The organism is Frateuria sp. GZRR35 (genome assembly GCF_051900415.1).
GTDB lineage: Bacteria > Pseudomonadota > Gammaproteobacteria > Xanthomonadales > Rhodanobacteraceae > Frateuria_A.
In genome coordinates, this window is sequence record NZ_JBHZGL010000009.1 from 102,629 (window position 1) to 121,369 (window position 18,741).

Consider the following 18,741-nt stretch of genomic DNA (forward strand, 5'->3'; position numbering starts at 1 on the left):
CTCAGCCGGCCAGCCGCCGCGCCGCCGCCACCACATCCGCCTCGCCTGGCAGCACCAGGAACGCCGCCCCCGCCAGCGGGGTGAACGTGTCGGCACCGACGACCCGCTCCAGTGGCGTGGCGCCCAGGCCCGCCTCCACGATGGCGGTGATCACGCCCTCGCCCACGCCGGCGCTCTTGCGGCCCTCGTCCAGCACGATGATGCGTTTGGCCGTCTTTGCTTCCGATGCAATGAACGCATCGTTGAGCGGCGCCAGCCAGCGCAGGTCGACCACGCGCACTTTCCACTTCAATTCCGCCTCGATGGTGCGCGCCGCACGCAGCGCCATCGGCACGCCGTTGCCGAAAGTGAATACCACCAGGTCGTCTGCATCCTCGCCATAGACCCTGCCCTCGCCCAGGGCCATCGCCTCGCCCGGCGCCGGGTAGGCGAACTGCCACTGGCCGTCGCCGGCTTCGTAGAGGTCCTTGGTCATGTACAGCGCGATCGGCTCGAGGAAAGCGCACACGCGCCCGTCCACCTTCGCCATCGCGGTCAGCGTGCGCAGCATGGTTGCCGCGTCGTCACCGCGACTGGGGCAGCCGACGACCAGGCCGGGAATGTCGCGCAGCGCGGCGATCGAGTTGTCGTTGTGGAAGTGGCCACCGAAGCCGCGCTGGTAACCCAGCGAGGCCACCCGCATCACCAGCGGGTTACGGTACTGGTCGTTGGAGAAGAACTGCAGGCTGGCCGCCTCGCCGCGGATCTGGTCGCCGGCGTTGTGGAAGTAGGCCAAATACTGAATCTCCGGGATCGGCAGCATGCCCATGTTGGCGTAGCCCTGGGCCAGGCCCAGGATCACCGTCTCGTCCAGCAGCGTATTGAACACGCGCGTGTTCTTGAACGTCTTGTGCAGGCCCTTGGTGACTGTGTAGACGCCACCCTTCTGCGCCACGTCCTCGCCGAACAGCAGCGACTCGGGGTACTTGGCCATGATGTCGTGCAGCGCCTGGCCGATCTGTATGGCCAAGTGTCGCGGCGGCTGGTTTTCCGGCAGCTTGTCCTCGCTGCCGAAGGCCTTCAGGCGGGCGTCGGCGTAGTCGGCGCGTTCGGCTTCGGTCTTCACCTTGGCGGGCGTGAACGGTGCGAGCGGCGCCATCACGTCGTCCAGGCGCTCGAGCTTGGGCCGGCGATCGGCTTCCTCGGCGGCGGCGAAGCAGCGCTTGCGGGTCGCTTCGTACAGCGCCAGCAGCTCGTCCTTCGAGTACAGGCCCGACTCCAGCGCGATCGCGGCCGAGCGCAGCAGCGGATCGGTCGCCTCTACCGCACACAACTCCTCGATGCTGCGCCACTCGATCTCGAAGTCAGTGCCGGCGTGGCCCATCACGCGGGTGGTCTTCAGGTGCAGGAAGGTCGGGCGGCGCGTGCTGCGGCAGTGCTCGACCGCGCGCTGCACCTGGGCGTAACCCCCGGCCAGGTCCAGGCCGTCGGCGAAGAAGTAGTCGAGGTTCGAACGCGAGCGGTAATTGGCCGCGACCCAGTCGGTGGGCGTCTTCACCGAAATGCCGATGCCGTTGTCCTCGCACACGAACAGGACCGGTGCGGGAAGCTTCTGGTATGCGGTCCAGCCCGCGGCGTTGAAAGCGGTCTGCGCGGTGGCATGGTTGGACGACGCGTCGCCGAACGAACAGATCGCGATCGAGTCGTCCGGTACCGGCAGGGTGTGCCCGATGCGCCGCGCATGATCGATGGCGATCGCGGTGCCGAGCGCCTTGGGCAGGTGCGAGGCGATCGTCGAGGTCTGCGGCAGCACCCAGAGCGGCTTGCTACCCCACACCTTGTGGCGGCCGCCGGAAGCCGGATCGTCCTTGCTGGCCGCGAAGGAGAGCGCCGAATCCATCACCGGGTCCATGCCCGGCAACTTACGGAAGCGCTCGGCCATGAAGCCGCCAGAGCGGTAGTGCAGGAAGGCCGGATCGGTGTGGCGGGTCAGCCGCGCCACCATCGCATTGCCCTCGTGCCCGGACGAGCCGATCGTGTAGAACACCTTGTTCTGCACGCGCAGCACGCGCGCCATCAGGTCGAGATGGCGACTGATCAACTGGGATTCGAACAGTTCGCGGAAGCCCTTCGCATCGAGCGCGCTTCCCGGCAGCACCGGCTGGTCGTCGCGCGGTGCCTGGCGCACCTCGCCGTCCCACAGCTTCACGAACTCGTTGAAGTTCTGATCGACGATCTCGGCGCGATTGAAGCCTTTGTGGCGGGCAGTAATCGGAAATGGCAGGGACATGGCGGTATCTGTCTGAAAGGGATGTCTTTGTAGAAGTCCGCTTGCGGGCGATGCTCTTGCTTCGATGGCATCCATAGCATCGCCCGCAAGCAGGCTCCTACGACGGGGATGTGCTCAACGGTGCATGGGTGTATGCCCGGGTTGCGCCCGTACGCGGGCGAGCCAGGCCAGGATGTTCGGATAGGGCGCCAGGTCGAAGCCGCCGTCGGGAGCGCAATGGGTATAGGCGTACAGCGCGATGTCGGCCAGCCCGTAGCGCTCGCCCACGAACCACTCGCGTCCGGCCAGGTGTTGCTCCATCACCGCCAGCACGCCCTTGCCGCGCTCGATCAGCGCCGGCACTTCGGCATGGCGAGGATGATCGGGCGGCAGCCAGCCGCGGATGAAGCGCGCCACCGCGATGCACGGCTCGTGGCTGTACTGCTCGAAGAACAGCCACTGCAGCGTCTGCGCGCGCAGCCAGGCGTCCTGCGGCCAGAACGCCGTGCCTTCGGCGAGGTAGCAGAGGATCGCGTCGGACTCGGCCAGTCGGCGCCCGTCTTCCAGCTCCAGCAACGGCACCTTGCCGTTGGGGTTCCGGGCGAGGAATTCGGGCGTGCGCGTGGCACCGCCCGCGCTGTCGACATCCACCCAGCGATACTCATGACCGAGCTGGTCGAGCAGCAACTGCAGCTTGTAGCAGTTGCCCGAGGCGCGCATGCCGTAGATGGTGATCACGCCCGTGCCTTTTGCCGCGCGCGCCACTGCTCGCGGGTCTGGCCCCATATTTCGGTTGGCGAGTCCTCGTAAGGGGCCGGCAGTTTACCGGGGCCGCGGCAGGTGGAACCGAGCCGCTGTGCGAGCGCCTGTGAGGGCTTGTTGTCCGGGTGGATCGAGTGGATGACCTCGTCCCAACCCAGGTTGTCGAACGCCCAGTCGATCGCGGCGGAGGCCCCTTCCACGGCGTAGCCCTTGCCCCAGGCAGGGCGGGCCAGGCCCCAGCCGACTTCGGTGCCGGGCCAGCCGTCAGGGTGCCAGGGGCCAAGCCGGCCTACCCATTGGCCGCTGGCCTTCTCGATGACCGAGAACATGGAAAAGCCCTGGATCATCCAGGCGCCGGCCGAGGACAGAAAGCCGCGCCACGCCAGCGCGCGCGGCTGCTGCCCGCCGATGAAGCGGGCGGCCTCCAGGTCGGCCATGTTCGCCGCATAGGCATCGAAGTCCTCGATGCGCGGCGGGCGCAGGATCAGGCGATCGGTTTCGATGCGGATATCCGGAACGTGCAAGGCCTGGTCTCCTCGATAACCCGTTTTCCCGGGCCGCACGAAGCCTGGCCGGGCGTCATTCCGCGAAAGCGGGAATGACGGCCTGGGTGTAGGGGCCACCCAGGCCAGAGCGTCACATCAGAACGCGTTGATGCCGGTCAGCTCGCGACCGACCACGAGCTGGTGCACCGTCTCGGTACCCTCGTAGGTGATCACGGACTCGAGGTTGAGCGCGTGGCGGATCGCCGAATGCTCGGTCGTGATGCCGGCACCGCCGAGGATGTCGCGGCACTCGCGGGCAATGTCGATCGCCATGCGGCAGTTGTTCCACTTGGCCAGCGAGACCTGGGTCGGCTGCATGGTGCCGGCGTCCTTCAGGCGGCCGAGCTGCAGGGACAGGAGCTGGGCGGTGGTGATGCGCCGGGCCATGTCCGCCATCTTCAGTTGCACGGCCTGGTTGGAGGCCAGCGGACGGCCGAACAGGATGCGCTCGGCGGTGTAGTCGAGCACTTCCTTCAGGCACGCCTGCGCGGCACCGATCGGCCCCCAGGTAATGCCGTAGCGGGCCTGCGTGAGGCAACCCAGCGGACCCTTGAGGCCCTTCACATTGGGCAGGCGGTTGGCTTCGGGCACACGGACATTGTCGAAGAACAGCGCGCTGGTGACCGAGGCGCGCAGGCTCATCTTCTTGTGCACTTCCTGCGCGGTGAAGCCCTTGGTGTCGGTCGGCACGATGAAGCCCTGGATGCCGTCTTCGGTCTGCGCCCAGACGATCGCGATGTGCGCCAGGTTGCCGTTGGTGATCCACATCTTGGCGCCGTTGATGACCCAGTCGCCGCCGTCCTTTTTGGCATGGGTCTTCATGTTGGCCGGATCGGACCCGCCGTGCGGTTCGGTCAGGCCGAAGCAGCCGATGATCTCGCCTGCCGCCATCTTCGGCAGGTAGTGCATCTTCTGCTCTTCGGTGCCGTAGGCGTAGATCGGGTACATGCACAGCGAGCTCTGCACCGAGGCAAAGCTGCGCAGGCCCGAGTCGCCGCGCTCGAGCTCCTGGCAGATCAGGCCGTAACTCACGCCGTTCATACCGGCGCAACCGTACTTTTCCGGGATCGTCGCGCCGAGCAGGCCCAGGTTGGCGATCTCGGGAATCAGCTCCTTCGGGAAGCGGCCCTGGTCGAAGCAGTCGCCGATGATCGGCAGCACCTTCTCGTCGACGAAGCGGCCGACGGTGTCCTGGACCATGCGCTCCTCGTCGGACAGCAGCGAGCGGACGTCGTACAGGTCGAGCGGGTCGAGGCGGGCGGCCATGCGTGGGTTCCGTTGGAGGGACAAGCCCGGCATTCTACCGCCCGCGATGGCGGGAGGTCATGCCGGGGCGCCTGCCCACCTGCCGCCCTGCTCCCACCCTGACCGGACCATCCATGTTCAAGGGCGTACTACTCGGTTTTGCCTGCTACGCGGCTTATGCGATCAGCGACGCCTTCGTCAAATCGCTACGCGGCACGCTGCCGGCGTTCGAGGCGGTGTTCTTCGGGGCGGTGCTCGGACTCGTGGCGATTCCGTTCATCCGCAAACCGGGCGACCGCTGGCACGAGGTGTTCGTCGCCAACCGCCCGTCGCTGTGGTGGATACGCGCGGTGACCGGCGCGATTACCAATGTGTCGGCGGTCGTGGCGTTCACCCATCTGCCGATGGCGGAGACGTTCGCGCTGATCTTCCTGATGCCGATCTTCGTCACCCTGCTGTCGGTAGTGTTTCTCAAGGAGCACGTGGGCTGGCGGCGCTGGTCGGCCGTATTCGCCGGTTTCGTGGGCGTGCTGGTGGTACTGCGGCCGGGCTTTCGCCAACTCGGCGTGGGCCACCTGGCGGCGGCCACCTGCGGCATGGCCGGTGCCGTGTCGGTGGTGGCGCTGCGCATGGCCGGCGCGCACGAGAAGCGCATCAGCCTGTACGGCGCAGGCGTGATCGGACCGCTGGTGGTCGGCGGCGTGCTGATGCTGCCCTCGTTCGCCTGGCCGACCCTGCACCAGGGCGGGTTGTTGGCCGGCTACGGCCTGCTGGCCGGGCTGGCCGGCGTGCTGCTGATGCTCGCCACCCAGCTCATTCCCGCCAACCGCGTGGCCCCCACCCAGTACAGCCAGATGCTATGGGCGATCGGCTTCGGCTACTGGCTGTTTGGCGACACGCTGGACTGGCCGATGCTGATCGGCATCGCGCTGATCCTCGCCGCGGGGCTGTTCACGCTGGTGCGCGAGGACCAGGTCACCGGGTGGTGGCGGCGTACCCGGATGCTATGAGCCGACGACGCTAGCCCCGAACCAACCGACCGACTGCAGCAGAAGCATCACGCCAACCGCCACCAGCCCGCCGTGCACGCAAACCATGAAAACCGGCGCGCTGAGACGCCGGTTCGCCAGGCGCCCCAGGGGAATGGCCAGAAGCACTGCGGGGAGCGCCACCAGGTACTGGTGCGTGACGGCGGGCGTCCAGAGGCCGGTCATCCCGTAGCCCGCCATGGCCAGCACGCTCGCCGGCAGGAAGTAACCCTGCAGGGTGGCCCGAAAGTGCACGGGCGACCAACCGCGCAACGCGCCGTACATCACCAGCGGCGGGCCATTCATGCCATACGCGCCGCCGAGCACGCCGGCGCCAAGCCCGAACGTCCAGGCGTGCCGGTCGTCGGGCAGCAGCATCGGCCGCCGGCGCACCAGCGAGAAGATCGCGAACCCGGCCACGACCAGGCCCAGCCCCAGCTTGACCAGCCGGCCATCGAGCGCGTGAAGGCCCCACAGGCCGATCGGCGTTCCGATCGCGGTGGCGACGAAGAGCCTGCCCACGCTGTGGAAATGGATGTGTCGCCAGTCCCGCGCGACCGCGACGACCGCCACCGTGATCGAAACCAGCACGGCGACCGGGGCGGCCGTTTCCACCGGCATGACGAAGGCCAGCAGCGGAACGGCCACCAACGCCTCGCCGAAGCCGAGGGCCGAGCGGATGAAAGTGGCGAGGAAAAGAATCGCCAGTACCGAGGGCAGCACCCGATCTCCCGGTGATCGTTGGCGGTCGATTGTAGCGGCCACAATCCACGGCGGCCGCAGTCGAACCTCAGCGGTTGCTCACGCCGTGCGGCACGTGTCCGGTGGCGACGTGTTTACGGGCCGATTCCACGTTGGCGGGCGAATCGTCGAAGAAGATGTCGGCGCCGAAGGCGTCAAGGAACGGCCCCTTGTCGCGCCCGCCGAGGAACAGCGCCTCATCGATGCGCACGCCCCAGCGGCGCAGGGTGAGGATCACGCGCTTGTGCGCCGGCGCCGAGCGGGCGGTAACCAGGGCGGTGCGGATCGGCGAGTCCTCCGCGGGGAAGGCCGTCTGCAGTCGGTGCAGCGCGGTGAGGAATCCGCGGAACGGGCCGACCGAGAGCGGCTCGCCCGCCTGTTCGGTCTCGCGGCGATGGAAAGCTTCCAGGCCCTCCTCACGCGAGACGCGCTCGCCTTCGTCGCCGAAGATCACCGCGTCGCCGTCGAAAGCGATGCGCAACTGCTCGCTGGCGCGCGGCGGGGCGGTGCTGGGCAGGATGGTGGCGGCGGCCACGCCGGCGGCCAGTGCGCGGCCGACATCCTCGGCGTTGGCCGAGAGGAACAGATCGGCCTTGAACGGGGCGATGTAGTCGGAGGTGGGCGCACCGCTGGTGAAGGCCGCGCGGCTTATTTCAAGGCCGTAGTGCTGGATCGCGTTGAAGATGCGCAGGCCGGTGTCGCCGGAATTGCGCGAGAGCAGGATGACCTCCACCGGCGGCTTGTCGCCCGCCAGCTTGTTCAGGCCCAGCAGCTTCTGCACCAGCGGGAAGGCCACGCCGGGCTTGAGGAGCTGGTCCTCGTGCTCGATCTGGAAGCGGCGGTAGGCGTCCAGGCCATCGCGCTCGAACAGCGCATGGCTGTCGCCCAGGTCGAACAGCGCGCGCGAGGAGATGGCGACGACCAGGCGGTTGTCGGTGCTGGCGCCGGGGTCATGGGCACCGGGGTCGTGGGCACCGGGGGCGTGGGCGTCGGGGGTGGTCATGGGGGCAATCTAGCAAAGGCGGTGGGTGGGTGTGCGGCAAGGCCCCCCCATCCGCCTTCGGCACCTTCCCCCGCAAGCGGGGGAAGGCTCGCATTGTGGGATCCGGCGGGTTCTTGCCCTCACGAGGGCTCGCATCGTGAACTGACGCACTTCTCCATCCATGGGGGGAAGGTCCGGATCGGCAGATCCACCAGACCCTTCCTCCGCCTGCGGGGGAAGGTGCCCGAAGGGCGGATGGGGGAAGCCTTGCGGGGAACCGCCCTACTCCGCGGCGAACTGCTCGTCCAGGATCCGCTGCTCCAGGTTGTGCTCGGGATCGAACAGCAGCTTCACCCCGCACTCCTCCGCCTGGCAGATCTTCACCGTGCGCACGTTGCGCACCTCCAGGAAGTCGGCCGTCGCGCTGACCGGGCGCTTGCCCGGCTCGAGCACGCGCAGGGTCACCAGCGTGCGGTGCGGGAGGATGGCGCCGCGCCAGCGGCGCGGACGGAACGGGCTGATCGGGGTGAGCGCCAACACGTTCGCGTCCAGCGGCAGGATCGGGCCGTGAGCGGAAAGGTTGTAGGCGGTCGAGCCCGCTGGCGTGGCGACCATGATGCCGTCGCAGACCAGCGCGGGAAGCTTGACCTCGTCGTTGAGCTTGACCTCCAGGTGCGCGGCCTGGTTGGTCTGGCGCAGCAGCGAGACCTCGTTGAAGGCCAGCGCGAACTGCTCGTTGCCGTCGGCGTCGGTGGTGCGCATTTGCAGCGGATACAGCACGGCGGCGTGTGCCCGCTCGATCCGCCCGGGCAGGTCGTCGATCTGGTGCTTGTTCATCAGGAAGCCGACCCGGCCGAGCTTCATGCCGTAGACCGGCAGGTCGAGCGCGCGGTGCGCATGCAGGGTACGCAGCATGAAGCCGTCGCCGCCCAGCGCGATGATCACCTCGGCCTCCAGCGGCGGCAGGTCGCCGTAGCGTTCGGCCAGCTTGCGGCGGGCCTGCTGGGCGACGGCGGTGTCGCTGGCGACGAAGGCGAAGCGCATGGGCGTCCGGCGTGACGAGGGAGGCCTGGAGCTTAGCGCAGCGGCGGGCGAATGTAGGAGCGCCCTCGGGCGCGACTGCCATCTCCCATTGACGCGGAACATGGCGGTCGCGCCCAAGGGCGCTCCTACAGAGAAGGCCCGGCGTACCGGGCTCCGTGCATCAACCCACCGGCACCTGCGCCAGCTGTGCCAAACGACGGACGGCGACCGAGGCGATCGGGTAGTCCGCGTTCTGGGTCAGGATCTCGGCGAGCATGCTGCGGGTGTAGTTGAGCGTGGCATCGTCACGCTGCAGCCACGCCTGCACCGGCGAGGCGTCCTTGCGGTCACCGGCCAGCGCCAGCACCTGCTGGGCCAGTGCGCGATGCTGGTGGTTGAGCTCGTCCAGCAGCGAACCGCGCGCCTGCGCGTGCCAGTGACCTTCCACCGGCAGTGCCTCGATCTGGCCACGCAGCCATTCCAGGTCCAGCGCTTCGCCCAGTTCGTAGAACACGCGGGCGACGGTGGTGATCGGCTGGCCGCTCTGCTGGGCGACTTCGCACATGTCCAGCACCGCGCGCAGCACCGGCATGCGGGCCAGCCGCACGGCCAGCGCCTTCGGCACGCCCAAGCCTTCCCACTTCTCGCAGCTGAGCTCGAAGTCGGCCTTGCCGGTCTCGGTCAGCACATCGGGCAGGCCCTGGCGCAGCGCGGTGACGCCGGCCTGGTAGCGCTCGACGTTGGCAGCGATGTCCAGGCTGGCGCCCGGGCGGTTGAGCAGCCAGCGGGTCATGTGGCGCAGCTGCGACCATATCTGCATGATCGCGTCGATCTGGGTGTCCTCGGCGACCTTGCCGTCGAGCGCCTCGATCTCGGCCCACAGTTCGCGGGCGTCGAGGATCTCGCGCGCGGCGGTGTACGCCTTGGCGATCGCCGCCGGACCCTGCCCGGTGTCCTCCTGCATGCGCAGCATGAAGGTGGCGCCCATGCGGTTGATCGTCGAGTTGGTCACCGCGGTGGCGATGATCTCGCGCTTCAGGCGATGGCGCTGCATGTTGTCCGCGTACTTCTCGTGCAGCGGCTCGGGGAAGTAGCGCACCAGCTCCTTGGACAGGTACGGATCTTCCGGCACGTCCGACTCGAGCAACTGCTGGAACAGCTTGATCTTGTCGTAGGACAGCAGCACCGAAAGTTCCGGCCGGGTCAGGCCCTGGTGACGCGCCTTGCGCTCGGACAGCTCCGCGTCGGAGGGCAGGTTCTCGACCTGGCGGTCGAGCAGGCCCTGGGCCTCCAGCTCGCGGATGAAGTGCGCCATCGAACCCAGCCGCTTGACCGACTGGTGTTCCATCAGGGTGATCGCCTGGTTCTGGCGGTAGTTGTCCCACAGCACCAGTTGGCCGACCTCGTCGGTCATCGCGGCCAGCTGCTTGTTGCGGCCTTCCTCGGTCAGCTCGCCGCGGCGCACCGCGTCGTTGAGCAGGATCTTGATGTTGACCTCGTGGTCGGAGGTGTCTACGCCGGCTGAGTTGTCGATGAAGTCGGTATTGAGCAGCACGCCGTGCTGGGCCGCCTCGATGCGGCCCTTCTGGGTGAAGCCCAGGTTGCCGCCCTCGCCCACGACCTTGCAGCGCAGGTCGGCGCCATTGATGCGCAGCGCGTTGTTGGCGCGGTCACCGACGTCGGCGTTGGTTTCCTGCGAGGACTTCACGTAGGTGCCGATGCCGCCGTTCCACAGCAGGTCGACCGGCGCCTTGAGGATCGCGCTCATCAGCTCGTTCGGATTGAGCTGGGTCACGTCGTCCTTCAGGCCGAGCGCCTGGCGCACCTGCGGCGAGACCGGGATCGATTTGGCGCTGCGCGGATAGATGCCGCCACCCTCGGAGATCAGCGACTTGTCGTAGTCCTCCCAGCTCGAGCGCGGGATCTTGAACATGCGCTGGCGCTCGGCAAACGACTTCGCCGCATCCGGGTTCGGGTCCAGGAAGATGTGGCGATGGTCGAACGCGGCCAGCAGGCGGATGTGCTCGGACAGCAGCATGCCGTTGCCGAACACGTCGCCGGACATGTCGCCGATGCCGACGCAGGTGAAATCCTGGCTCTGCGAGTCACGGCCGAGCGCGCGGAAGTGGCGCTTGACCGATTCCCACGCACCCTTGGCGGTGATACCCATGCCCTTGTGGTCGTAGCCGTTCGAGCCGCCGGAGGCGAACGCGTCGCCCAGCCAGAAGTTGTGCTCGATCGAGATGGCGTTGGCGATGTCGGAGAACGTCGCCGTGCCCTTGTCGGCCGCGACCACCAGGTAAGGGTCGTCCTGGTCGTGGCGCACCACTTCGTGCGGCGGCACCACCTTGCCCTCGACCAGGTTGTCGGTGATGTCGAGCAGGCCGTTGATGAACATCTTGTAGCAGGCGATGCCCTCGGCGATCTGCGCATCACGGTCGGCGCCGACCGGCGGACGCTTGACGAAGAAACCGCCCTTGGAACCGACCGGCACAATGACGGTGTTCTTGACCATCTGCGCCTTGACCAGGCCCAGCACCTCGGTGCGGAAGTCCTCGCGGCGGTCCGACCAGCGCAGGCCGCCACGGGCGACCGCGCCGAAGCGCAGGTGGATGCCTTCCACGCGCGCGGCGGAGACGAAGATCTCGCGATACGGCACCGGCTTGGGCAGCTCGGGCACCTTGTGCGAGTCGAACTTGAAGCTGATGTACGGGCGGTAGGCGCCGTCCCACTGCTGGAAGAAGCTGGTGCGCAAGGTGGCGCGGATCACCCCCAGGAAGCTGCGCAGGATGCGGTCGTCGTCGAGGCTGGAGACGTTCTCCAGCAACGTGGCGATGGCCTCCTCCAGGGTCGCCACCTGCTCGGTGCGCGGACGCGAGAGCATGCCGACCAGGTTGTCGACCAGGGCCGGCTGCGCGCCCTGCACGTTGCCCGGGATCAGCACGCGCATCTCGGCGTCGAGCAGCTCGCCGGCGGTCTTGAGCTCGTCGGCCGAGAGGCTTTCGCGGCGCGGGTCGAACTTGGCGTTGAACAGCTCCACCAGCAGGCCGGCGATGGCCGGATAGCGGTTTAGCGCATCTTCCATGTACGCCTGCGAGAACGACACGCCGGTCTGCAGCAGATACTTGCAGTAACCGCGCAGCATGGCGACCTGGCGCCAGTTGAGCTTGGCGCCCAGCACCAGCCGGTTGAAGCCGTCGTTCTCGGCATTGGCGCGCCAGACCTGCTCGAAGGCGTCCTCGAACAGCGAGCCGACCTGCTCCACGGTAAAGGTGAGGTGGCCGACCGGCTGCACCTCGAAGTCCTGGATGAACAGCGGCGTGCCGCCGGTGCGCACGTCATAGACGTGCTCGGTCAGCACGCGCAGGCCCAGGTTCTCCAGCTGCGGCAGCACTTCGGAAAGCGCGATGTCGCTGCCGGAACGGTAGACCTTGAAACGCAGTTCGTCCGGCCGCTGCGGCGGGTGGTAGAAGGACATGCGCACGGCATCGTCGCCCTCGAGCTGCGAGAGCTCGTAGACGTCCTCGGCGGCGACCTCCGGGCTCACCTCGTCGACGTAGCCAACCGGAAGCGACTTCACGTAGCGGTTGGCCAGCACCACGCCCTCGTGGTCGCCACGGGCCTGGACCAGCGCGTCGCGCACGTCGTCGTGCCAGTTGCGCACGATGGCGGCGACGGACTGCTCCAGCGCGGCGGCGTCATAGCTGGCGCGATCCCCGATCTTCGGGCGCACGACCACGTGCAGGCGGGCCAGCGCAGCCTCGCCCATCAGCACTGCGGAGTCGACGTGCTCGCCGTGCAGCGCGTCGCGCAGCAGGTTCTCGATGCGCTCGCGCACCGTGGTGTTGAAGCGCTCGCGCGGCACGTAGACCAGGCAGGTGTAGAAGCGGCCGTAGCGGTCGCGGCGCACGAACAGGCGCGTGCGGGCGCGCTGGCGCAGGTCCAGGATGCCGCAGGAGATGCCGAACAGCTCGTCCTCGCTGCTCTGGAACAGCTCGTCGCGCGGCAGCGTTTCCAGGATATGGCGCAGCGACTTGCCGGAATAGGAGTCGCGCTTGAGCCCCGAGCGGCACATCACCGTCTCGACCTTCTGGCGGATCAGCGGCACGTCTTGCGGACGGGCCATGTAGGCGTTGGACGAGAACAGGCCCAGGAAGCGCTGCTCGGCGACCGGCTTGCCGTTGGCGTCGAACTTGAGCACGCCCACGTAATCCATGTAGCCCGGACGGTGCACATGCGAGCGGGCGTTGGTCTTGGTGAGGATGACCGCATCGGTCGAACCCGACTGCGGCAAGGCGGAAGCCGCCAGGCTGCGAAGCGAACGCGGCGCGACCGAACGCTCGCTGCCGCGCAGGATGCCCAGGCCGGAGTCGTTGATGGCGCGCAGCACTTCTTCGCCATCGGCCTCCGTGACTTCGTATTCGCGGTAGCCCAGGAAGGTGAAGTTGTCGTCGGCCAGCCAACGCAGGAACGCAGAGGCCTCGCCCACGGCGCTCTCGCCCACGGGCAGCTTGCGCTGCGGCAGATCGGTGGCGATCGCCAGCGCCTTGTCACGCATGGTCGACCAGTCGTCCACGGCCACGCGCACGTCTTCCAGTGCCGCCTCGACGCGTGCCTTGAGCGCGGCCTGCGCCGCCTCGTCGGCCACGCGATCGACCTCGAAATGCATCACCGATTCGGGCTTGCCGCCCTCGCCGCCCAGCTGCTTCAGCTGGCCCTTGGCGTCGCGCGCGGCGCTGACCACCGGATGGATCACGGCATGGATCTGCAGGTCGTCGGAGGCGACCATGCTCACCGTGTCGACCAAGAAGGGCATGTCGTCGGTGACGACCTCGATCACGCTGCGGCCGGCATGGCCGCGCTCGGGATTGAACACGCGCACCTTGGCGCGGTCCGGTTCACGCTGCTGGACGAAATCCATCAGTCCGCCGATCAGCCCGGCCCACTCGGCCGGGGTATGCAGGTCCACGTCGCTGTGCGCCATCCGCGCGAAGAAGGCGCCGATAAAAAATTGCGCCTCATCAAGGCGCCCGGTCGCAAAGCCGCTTTTCTTCAGTTCCTCGAAGACAGCCGGGGGAACCGTGCTGTCGCTGGTCGCGCGAATGGCATTCATGGCATCTGCTTGTCAGTGGAAACGAGTGGTGCCCACGCTGGGGAGGCGTAAAGCCCGAAAAGGATACGCCTCGCGTCAGGGCGATTCCACCGATGAGGCCACTGTCGACGGGCCGTCGGGCACGCGCATACACCGTCAATTCAAGATGCCGGTGCACCCCCGTGCGTTGCGCACTTCACCGTGCGCCCGCGCACGGATGGGTCGTCCACGCGAACCATGCACGTGCCGCGGCTTTGTCCACATTCCCGTGCCATAAGCAAGTCTTGGCCGCGGCGGCTCACCATATGTAAACTGGCCGGTATAGTTGCGCTTCCCGGCCGGCGGTTGCCCCACCGCCGGCACGTCGTGTCACGACCACTGGCACTGGTCGGCCACGTCGACGCTCGTATGCTCGCCGGCTTCCCCGCCGCGTCCTCAAGAATCACGCCTCATAAGAATGGAGTTCCCATGAAGTCCACGACAACGCGCACCCTGGCCCTGTGCCTCGGCATGCTCGCCCTGGCCGCCTGTGGCGGCAAGGACCAGCCGCAGGGACAGCAGCAGATGCCGCCGCCGCAGGTGGGAGTGGTCACACTCAAGGCGCAGACCGTGCCGCTGAACAAGGACCTGGTCGGCCGCCTGTCGCCGTTCCGCAGCGCCGACGTGCGCGCCCGTGTGCCCGGCGTGCTGCTCAAGCGCACTTTCGATGAAGGCACCGACGTCGAGAAGGGGCAGTTGCTGTTCCAGATCGATCCGGCACCGCTGAAGGCGACGCTGGGCGCGGCGCAGGCCAGCCTGGCGCAGGCGCAGGCGAGCTACACCAATGCCCAGGTCAACGCCGACCGTGCGCGCGAGCTGGCGCCCAAGGGCTACGTTTCCAAGGCCGACCTGGACAGCGCCCTGGCCACCGAGCGCAGCGCCAAGGCCGCCGTGCAGCAGGCGCGCGCCTCGGTGCAGTCGGCGCAGATCAACCTTGGTTACGCCGACGTTCGCTCGCCGATCGATGGCCGGGCCGGCCAGCAGCAGGTCACCGAAGGCGCGCTGGTCGGCCAGGGTGAGGCCACGCTGCTCACCACCGTCGAGCAGATCGATCCGCTGTACGTGAACTTCAACATGAGCGTGTCCGAGCTCGAGCAGCTGCGCCAGGCGCAGGGCCAGGGCAACGTGTCGCTGGCGGTCGCCGGCAAGAGCGACAAGAACGCCAGCGTGCGCGTGACCCTGCCTGACGGCAGCACCTATGCGCAGCCTGGCACGGTCGACTTCTCCTCCACGTCGGTCGATCCGGCCACCGGCGCCGTGTCGCTGCGCGCGCGCATCCCCAACCCCGAGCACACGCTGCTGCCGGGCATGTACGTCACGATCGAGGCCTCGCTCGGCCAGCGCCACAATGTGTTCGTGGTGCCGCAGGCGGCGGTGCTGCGCGACACCGTGGGTGCTTACGTCTACGTGGTCGGCCCCGACGGCAAGGTTGCCCGCCATGACATCACCACCGCCTCCATGCAGGGTGGCAACTGGGTCGTCACCCGTGGGCTGAAGGCCGGCGAGAAGGTGATCGTCTCGGGCGTGCAGAACGTCAAGGAAGGCGCCCCTGCCAACCCGTCCCCGTGGCAGCCGCCGGCCCCGGCCGGCCAGGCTCCGGTTGCCGCCAAGGCGCCGGCCGCCGCCGCGACCGCGCACGGCAAGTAACGGAGCGACCTCATGCCGAGTTTCTTCATCGACCGCCCGATCTTCGCCTGGGTGGTGGCCATCCTGATCTCGCTGGGCGGCGTGCTGGCCATCCTCAACCTGGGCGTGGAGTCCTACCCGAACATCGCGCCGCCTTCGGTGACGGTGAGCGCCTCGTATCCGGGCGCCAGCGCCGAGACCACCGAGAAGGCGGTCACCCAGGTGATCGAGCAGCAGCTGACCGGCATCGATCACCTGCTGTACTTCAGCTCATCTTCCAGTGCCAGCGGCCGCGCCAACATCACGCTGACCTTCGAGAGCGGCACCGACCCGGACATCGCCCAGGTGCAGGTGCAGAACAAGGTCTCGCTGGCCACGCCGCGCCTGCCCTCGGAGGTGACCCAGCAGGGTGTGGTAGTGGCCAAGGCCAATTCCGGCTTCCTGATGGTGGTGGCGCTCAAGTCGGACAATCCGAACATCGACCGCGACCGGCTGAGCGACATCGTCGGCACGCAGGTGCTCGACCAGATCGCCCGCGTGCCGGGCGTGGGCAGCACCAACCAGTTCGGTTCCGAATACGCCATGCGCATCTGGCTCAACCCGGACAAGCTGCACGGCTACGACCTCTCGGCAACCCAGGTACTGGATGCGATCCGCGCGCAGAACGTGCAGTTCGCCGCCGGCTCGATCGGCGCGGACCCGGCGTTGCCCGGCCAGGGCTTCACCGCCACGGTATCGACCGAGGGCCGCTTCACCAGTCCCGAGCAATTCGCCGGCATCATCCTGCGCGCCAACCCCGACGGCACCACCGTCAAGCTCGGCGACGTAGCCCGGATCAGCTTCGGCCCCGGCAGCTACGGCTTCAACACCACGGTGGACGGCAAGCCGATCGGCGCCTTCGCGATCCAGCTGCTGCCCGGCGCCAACGCGCTCAACGTGGCCACGGCCGTGCGCGGCAAGATGGACGAGCTCGCTCCCAGCTTCCCGCCGGGCGTGACCTGGTTCAGCCCGTACGACAGCACCGCGTTCGTGAAGATCTCCATCGACGAGGTGGTGCACACGCTGATCGAGGCGATCATCCTCGTCTTCCTGGTGATGCTGCTGTTCCTGCAGAACATCCGCGCCACCATCATCCCGACGCTGGTGATCCCGGTGGCGCTGCTGGGCACTTTCCTGGGCATGCTGGTGCTGGGCTTCACCATCAACCAGCTGACCTTGTTCGGCATGGTGCTGGCGATCGGCATCGTGGTCGACGACGCGATCGTGGTGATCGAGAACGTCGAGCGCATCATGACCGAGGAGAACCTCTCGCCGAAGGATGCCACGCGCAAGGCGATGGGCCAGATCACCGGCGCGGTGGTGGCCATCACGGTGGTGCTGACGGCGGTGTTCGTGCCCTCGGCACTGCAACCGGGCGCCACCGGCATCATCTATCGCCAGTTCGCGCTGACCATCGCCGTGTCGATGGCGTTCTCGGCGTTCCTGGCGCTGTCGTTCACGCCGGCGTTGTGCGCGAGCTTCCTCAAGCCCGAGCACCACAAGAAGAAGAACGTCGTCTTCCGCAAGTTCAACCAGTTCTTCGACTGGACCACCCGCACCTATACCGGCCACGTCGGCAGCGCCGTGCGGCACGCGCCGCGCTGGATGTTCGTGTTCGTGCTGGTCGCGGTGCTGGCCGGCTTCCTCTACACCCGCCTGCCCGGCAGCTTCCTGCCCGAGGAAGACCAGGGCTACGCGATGTCGGTGATCCAGCTGCCGCCGGGCGCCACCAAGCAGCGCACCGAAGAGGTGATGGGCGAGATGCTGAAGATCCTGAAGAAGGATCCGGCGGTCGACACCGTGCTGCAGGTCGCCGGCTTCAGCTTCATCGGCTCGGGCGAAAACGCCGGCATGGCCTTCATCAAGCTCAAGGACTGGTCCGAGCGCGACGTCACCGCGGCGGAGTTCATCCAGCGGGCCAATGGGGCGCTGTTCCAGATCCACGATGCGCGCATCTTCGTGGTGAACATCCCGACGGTGCAGGGCCTGGGCCAGTTCGGCGGCTTCGATATGTACCTGCAGGACCGCGCCGGCTTCGGCCGCGACGCGCTGACCCAGGCGCGCAATACCCTGCTCGGCAAGGCCAGCCAGGACCCGGTGCTGACCGGCGTGCGACCCAACGCGCTGGAGGACGCACCGCAGCTGCATCTGGACGTCGACCGTGTGCAGGCGCAGTCGATGGGCCTGTCGGTGGGCGACATCTACAACGCAGTCGGCCTGATGCTGGCGCCGGTGTATGTCAACGACTTCACCTACGGCGGTCGCGTCAAGCGCGTGATCATGCAGGCCGATGCGCCCTACCGCATGAGCCCGGACGCACTGCAGCACTTCTTCACCCCCAGCAGCACGCAGAACACCGCCGCGGGTACGCCGGAGATGATCCCGTTGTCCAACGTGGTGCACGCCGACTGGCAGATGGGCTCGCCTTCGCTCAACCGCTACAACGGTTACGCGGCGGTGGAGATCGTCGGCTCGCCGACGCCGGGGCACGCCTCGGGTGAGGCGATGGCCGAGATGGAGAAAATCGTCACCAACGACCTGCCGCAGGGCTACGGCTTCGACTGGACCGGCCAGTCCTACCAGGAAATCCTTTCCGGCAATGCCGCCACGCTGCTGATGGTGCTGTCGATCGTGATCGTGTTCCTGGCGCTGGCGGCGCTCTACGAGAGCTGGTCGATTCCGGTCTCGGTGCTGCTGGTGTTGCCGCTGGGTCTGCTGGGTGCGGTGGTGTTCACGCTGCTGCGCGGGCTGCCCAACGACATCTACTTCAAGGTCGGCCTGATCACGGTGATCGGCCTGGCGGCGAAGAACGCGATCCTGATCGTGGAGTTCGCGGTCGAACAACAGCAACACGGCCGGACATTGCGCGAAGGCGTGATCGAAGCCTCGCGTCTGCGCCTGCGACCGATCCTGATGACCTCGCTGGCGTTCGTACTGGGCGTGTTCCCGCTGTTCATCTCCTCCGGCGCCGGCGCCAACGCCCGCCACGCGATCGGCACCGGCGTGATCGGCGGCATGCTGTTCGCCACGTTCCTTGGCGTGTTGCTGATTCCGGTGTTCTACGTGGTGGTGCGCCGCCTGCTGGGCGACAAACTCGATGGCAACGGTCCCGCGCAGCCAGGCATCGGCCACGGCCCGCACACGTTCGACTCCGATCCGCGCCGCGGACATTGATGCCTGTTCCCTCCTCCCCTCAGGGGGAGGACTGAGGCAAGAGGTTGGGGCACGCCTCAGTATCCAGAAAAAGAAAAAAGCCCGGGCGATGCCCGGGCTTTTCTTTGGGAGGCACAGGCGCCAAGGCGCAGCAAAACGCCGAAGAGCGGCCAAGCATCTGGCGTCACAGGCACCCCGCGAGCCCCGGCCCCTCACCC

The 18,741-nt window shown here is 67.6% G+C and carries 11 protein-coding genes; 3 read left to right on the forward strand and 8 right to left on the reverse strand.

What is annotated here, in order from left to right:
• Window position 1: 1 nt before the first annotated feature.
• The 4 genes from ACFWZ3_RS12005 to ACFWZ3_RS12020 form a co-directional block, all read right to left on the reverse strand.
• A complete protein-coding gene (locus ACFWZ3_RS12005) occupies window positions 2-2,269 on the reverse strand; it encodes a thiamine pyrophosphate-dependent enzyme (protein ID WP_439707956.1) in 2,268 nt (755 codons plus the stop codon).
• Between the two features lie 114 nt (window positions 2,270-2,383).
• Window positions 2,384-2,968, reverse strand: coding sequence for a glutathione S-transferase family protein (locus tag ACFWZ3_RS12010; protein WP_439707997.1), 585 nt, complete (start codon window positions 2,966-2,968; stop codon window positions 2,384-2,386).
• A 14-nt stretch (window positions 2,969-2,982) separates the two neighbouring features.
• A complete protein-coding gene (locus ACFWZ3_RS12015) occupies window positions 2,983-3,534 on the reverse strand; it encodes a GNAT family N-acetyltransferase (RefSeq protein ID WP_439707957.1) in 552 nt (183 codons plus the stop codon).
• 117 nt (window positions 3,535-3,651) lie between these two features.
• Window positions 3,652-4,821, reverse strand: a complete 1,170-nt coding sequence (locus tag ACFWZ3_RS12020) for an acyl-CoA dehydrogenase family protein (protein WP_439707958.1) — start codon at window positions 4,819-4,821, stop codon at window positions 3,652-3,654.
• Window positions 4,822-4,934: 113 nt separating this feature from the next.
• Here ACFWZ3_RS12020 and ACFWZ3_RS12025 point away from each other — a divergent pair, with 113 nt between their 5' ends.
• The gene (locus ACFWZ3_RS12025; protein ID WP_439707959.1) at window positions 4,935-5,810 is read left to right on the forward strand and encodes a DMT family transporter; all 876 of its coding nucleotides are present in this window, start codon (window positions 4,935-4,937) and stop codon (window positions 5,808-5,810) included.
• Here the strand turns inward: ACFWZ3_RS12025 and ACFWZ3_RS12030 are convergent.
• The 4 genes from ACFWZ3_RS12030 to ACFWZ3_RS12045 form a co-directional block, all read right to left on the reverse strand.
• Window positions 5,805-6,551, reverse strand: coding sequence for a sulfite exporter TauE/SafE family protein (locus tag ACFWZ3_RS12030; protein WP_439707960.1), 747 nt, complete (start codon window positions 6,549-6,551; stop codon window positions 5,805-5,807). The two genes, ACFWZ3_RS12025 and ACFWZ3_RS12030, sit on opposite strands and share 6 nt — an antisense overlap.
• 67 nt (window positions 6,552-6,618) lie before the next feature.
• Window positions 6,619-7,572 (reverse strand): 5'-nucleotidase, encoded by a 954-nt coding sequence (locus ACFWZ3_RS12035; RefSeq protein WP_439707961.1) that lies wholly within the window; start codon window positions 7,570-7,572, stop codon window positions 6,619-6,621.
• Window positions 7,573-7,833: 261 nt separating this feature from the next.
• Window positions 7,834-8,595 (reverse strand): NAD kinase, encoded by a 762-nt coding sequence (locus tag ACFWZ3_RS12040; RefSeq protein WP_439707962.1) that lies wholly within the window; start codon window positions 8,593-8,595, stop codon window positions 7,834-7,836.
• 160 nt (window positions 8,596-8,755) lie between these two features.
• Entirely contained in the window at window positions 8,756-13,687 is a 4,932-nt protein-coding gene (locus tag ACFWZ3_RS12045; protein ID WP_439707963.1) for an NAD-glutamate dehydrogenase, read from the reverse strand.
• 447 nt (window positions 13,688-14,134) lie between these two features.
• On the opposite strand from ACFWZ3_RS12045, the gene ACFWZ3_RS12050 reads away from it, so the two are divergent.
• Together ACFWZ3_RS12050 and ACFWZ3_RS12055 are read left to right on the forward strand one after the other, a co-directional pair.
• Window positions 14,135-15,352 (forward strand): efflux RND transporter periplasmic adaptor subunit, encoded by a 1,218-nt coding sequence (locus ACFWZ3_RS12050; protein ID WP_439707964.1) that lies wholly within the window; start codon window positions 14,135-14,137, stop codon window positions 15,350-15,352.
• 12 nt (window positions 15,353-15,364) lie between these two features.
• Window positions 15,365-18,544 carry a multidrug efflux RND transporter permease subunit gene (locus ACFWZ3_RS12055; RefSeq protein ID WP_439707965.1) on the forward strand — a complete coding sequence of 1,060 codons (3,180 nt, stop codon included), beginning with the start codon at window positions 15,365-15,367 and terminating at the stop codon, window positions 18,542-18,544.
• The last annotated feature ends 197 nt before the right edge of the window (window positions 18,545-18,741 follow it).

Bases quoted from the DNA above. Each gene is read 5' to 3' on its own strand.
- ACFWZ3_RS12005 (WP_439707956.1), bottom strand. From the start codon at position 2,269: ATGTCCCTGCCATTTCCGATTACTGCCCGCCACAAAGGCTTCAATCGC.
- ACFWZ3_RS12010 (WP_439707997.1), bottom strand. From the start codon at position 2,968: ATGCGCGCCTCGGGCAACTGCTACAAGCTGCAGTTGCTGCTCGACCAG.
- ACFWZ3_RS12020 (WP_439707958.1), bottom strand. From the start codon at position 4,821: ATGGCCGCCCGCCTCGACCCGCTCGACCTGTACGACGTCCGCTCGCTG.
- ACFWZ3_RS12025 (WP_439707959.1), top strand. From the start codon at position 4,935: ATGTTCAAGGGCGTACTACTCGGTTTTGCCTGCTACGCGGCTTATGCG.
- ACFWZ3_RS12035 (WP_439707961.1), bottom strand. From the start codon at position 7,572: ATGACCACCCCCGACGCCCACGCCCCCGGTGCCCACGACCCCGGTGCC.
- ACFWZ3_RS12040 (WP_439707962.1), bottom strand. From the start codon at position 8,595: ATGCGCTTCGCCTTCGTCGCCAGCGACACCGCCGTCGCCCAGCAGGCC.
- ACFWZ3_RS12045 (WP_439707963.1), bottom strand. From the start codon at position 13,687: ATGAATGCCATTCGCGCGACCAGCGACAGCACGGTTCCCCCGGCTGTC.
- ACFWZ3_RS12050 (WP_439707964.1), top strand. From the start codon at position 14,135: ATGAAGTCCACGACAACGCGCACCCTGGCCCTGTGCCTCGGCATGCTC.
- ACFWZ3_RS12055 (WP_439707965.1), top strand. From the start codon at position 15,365: ATGCCGAGTTTCTTCATCGACCGCCCGATCTTCGCCTGGGTGGTGGCC.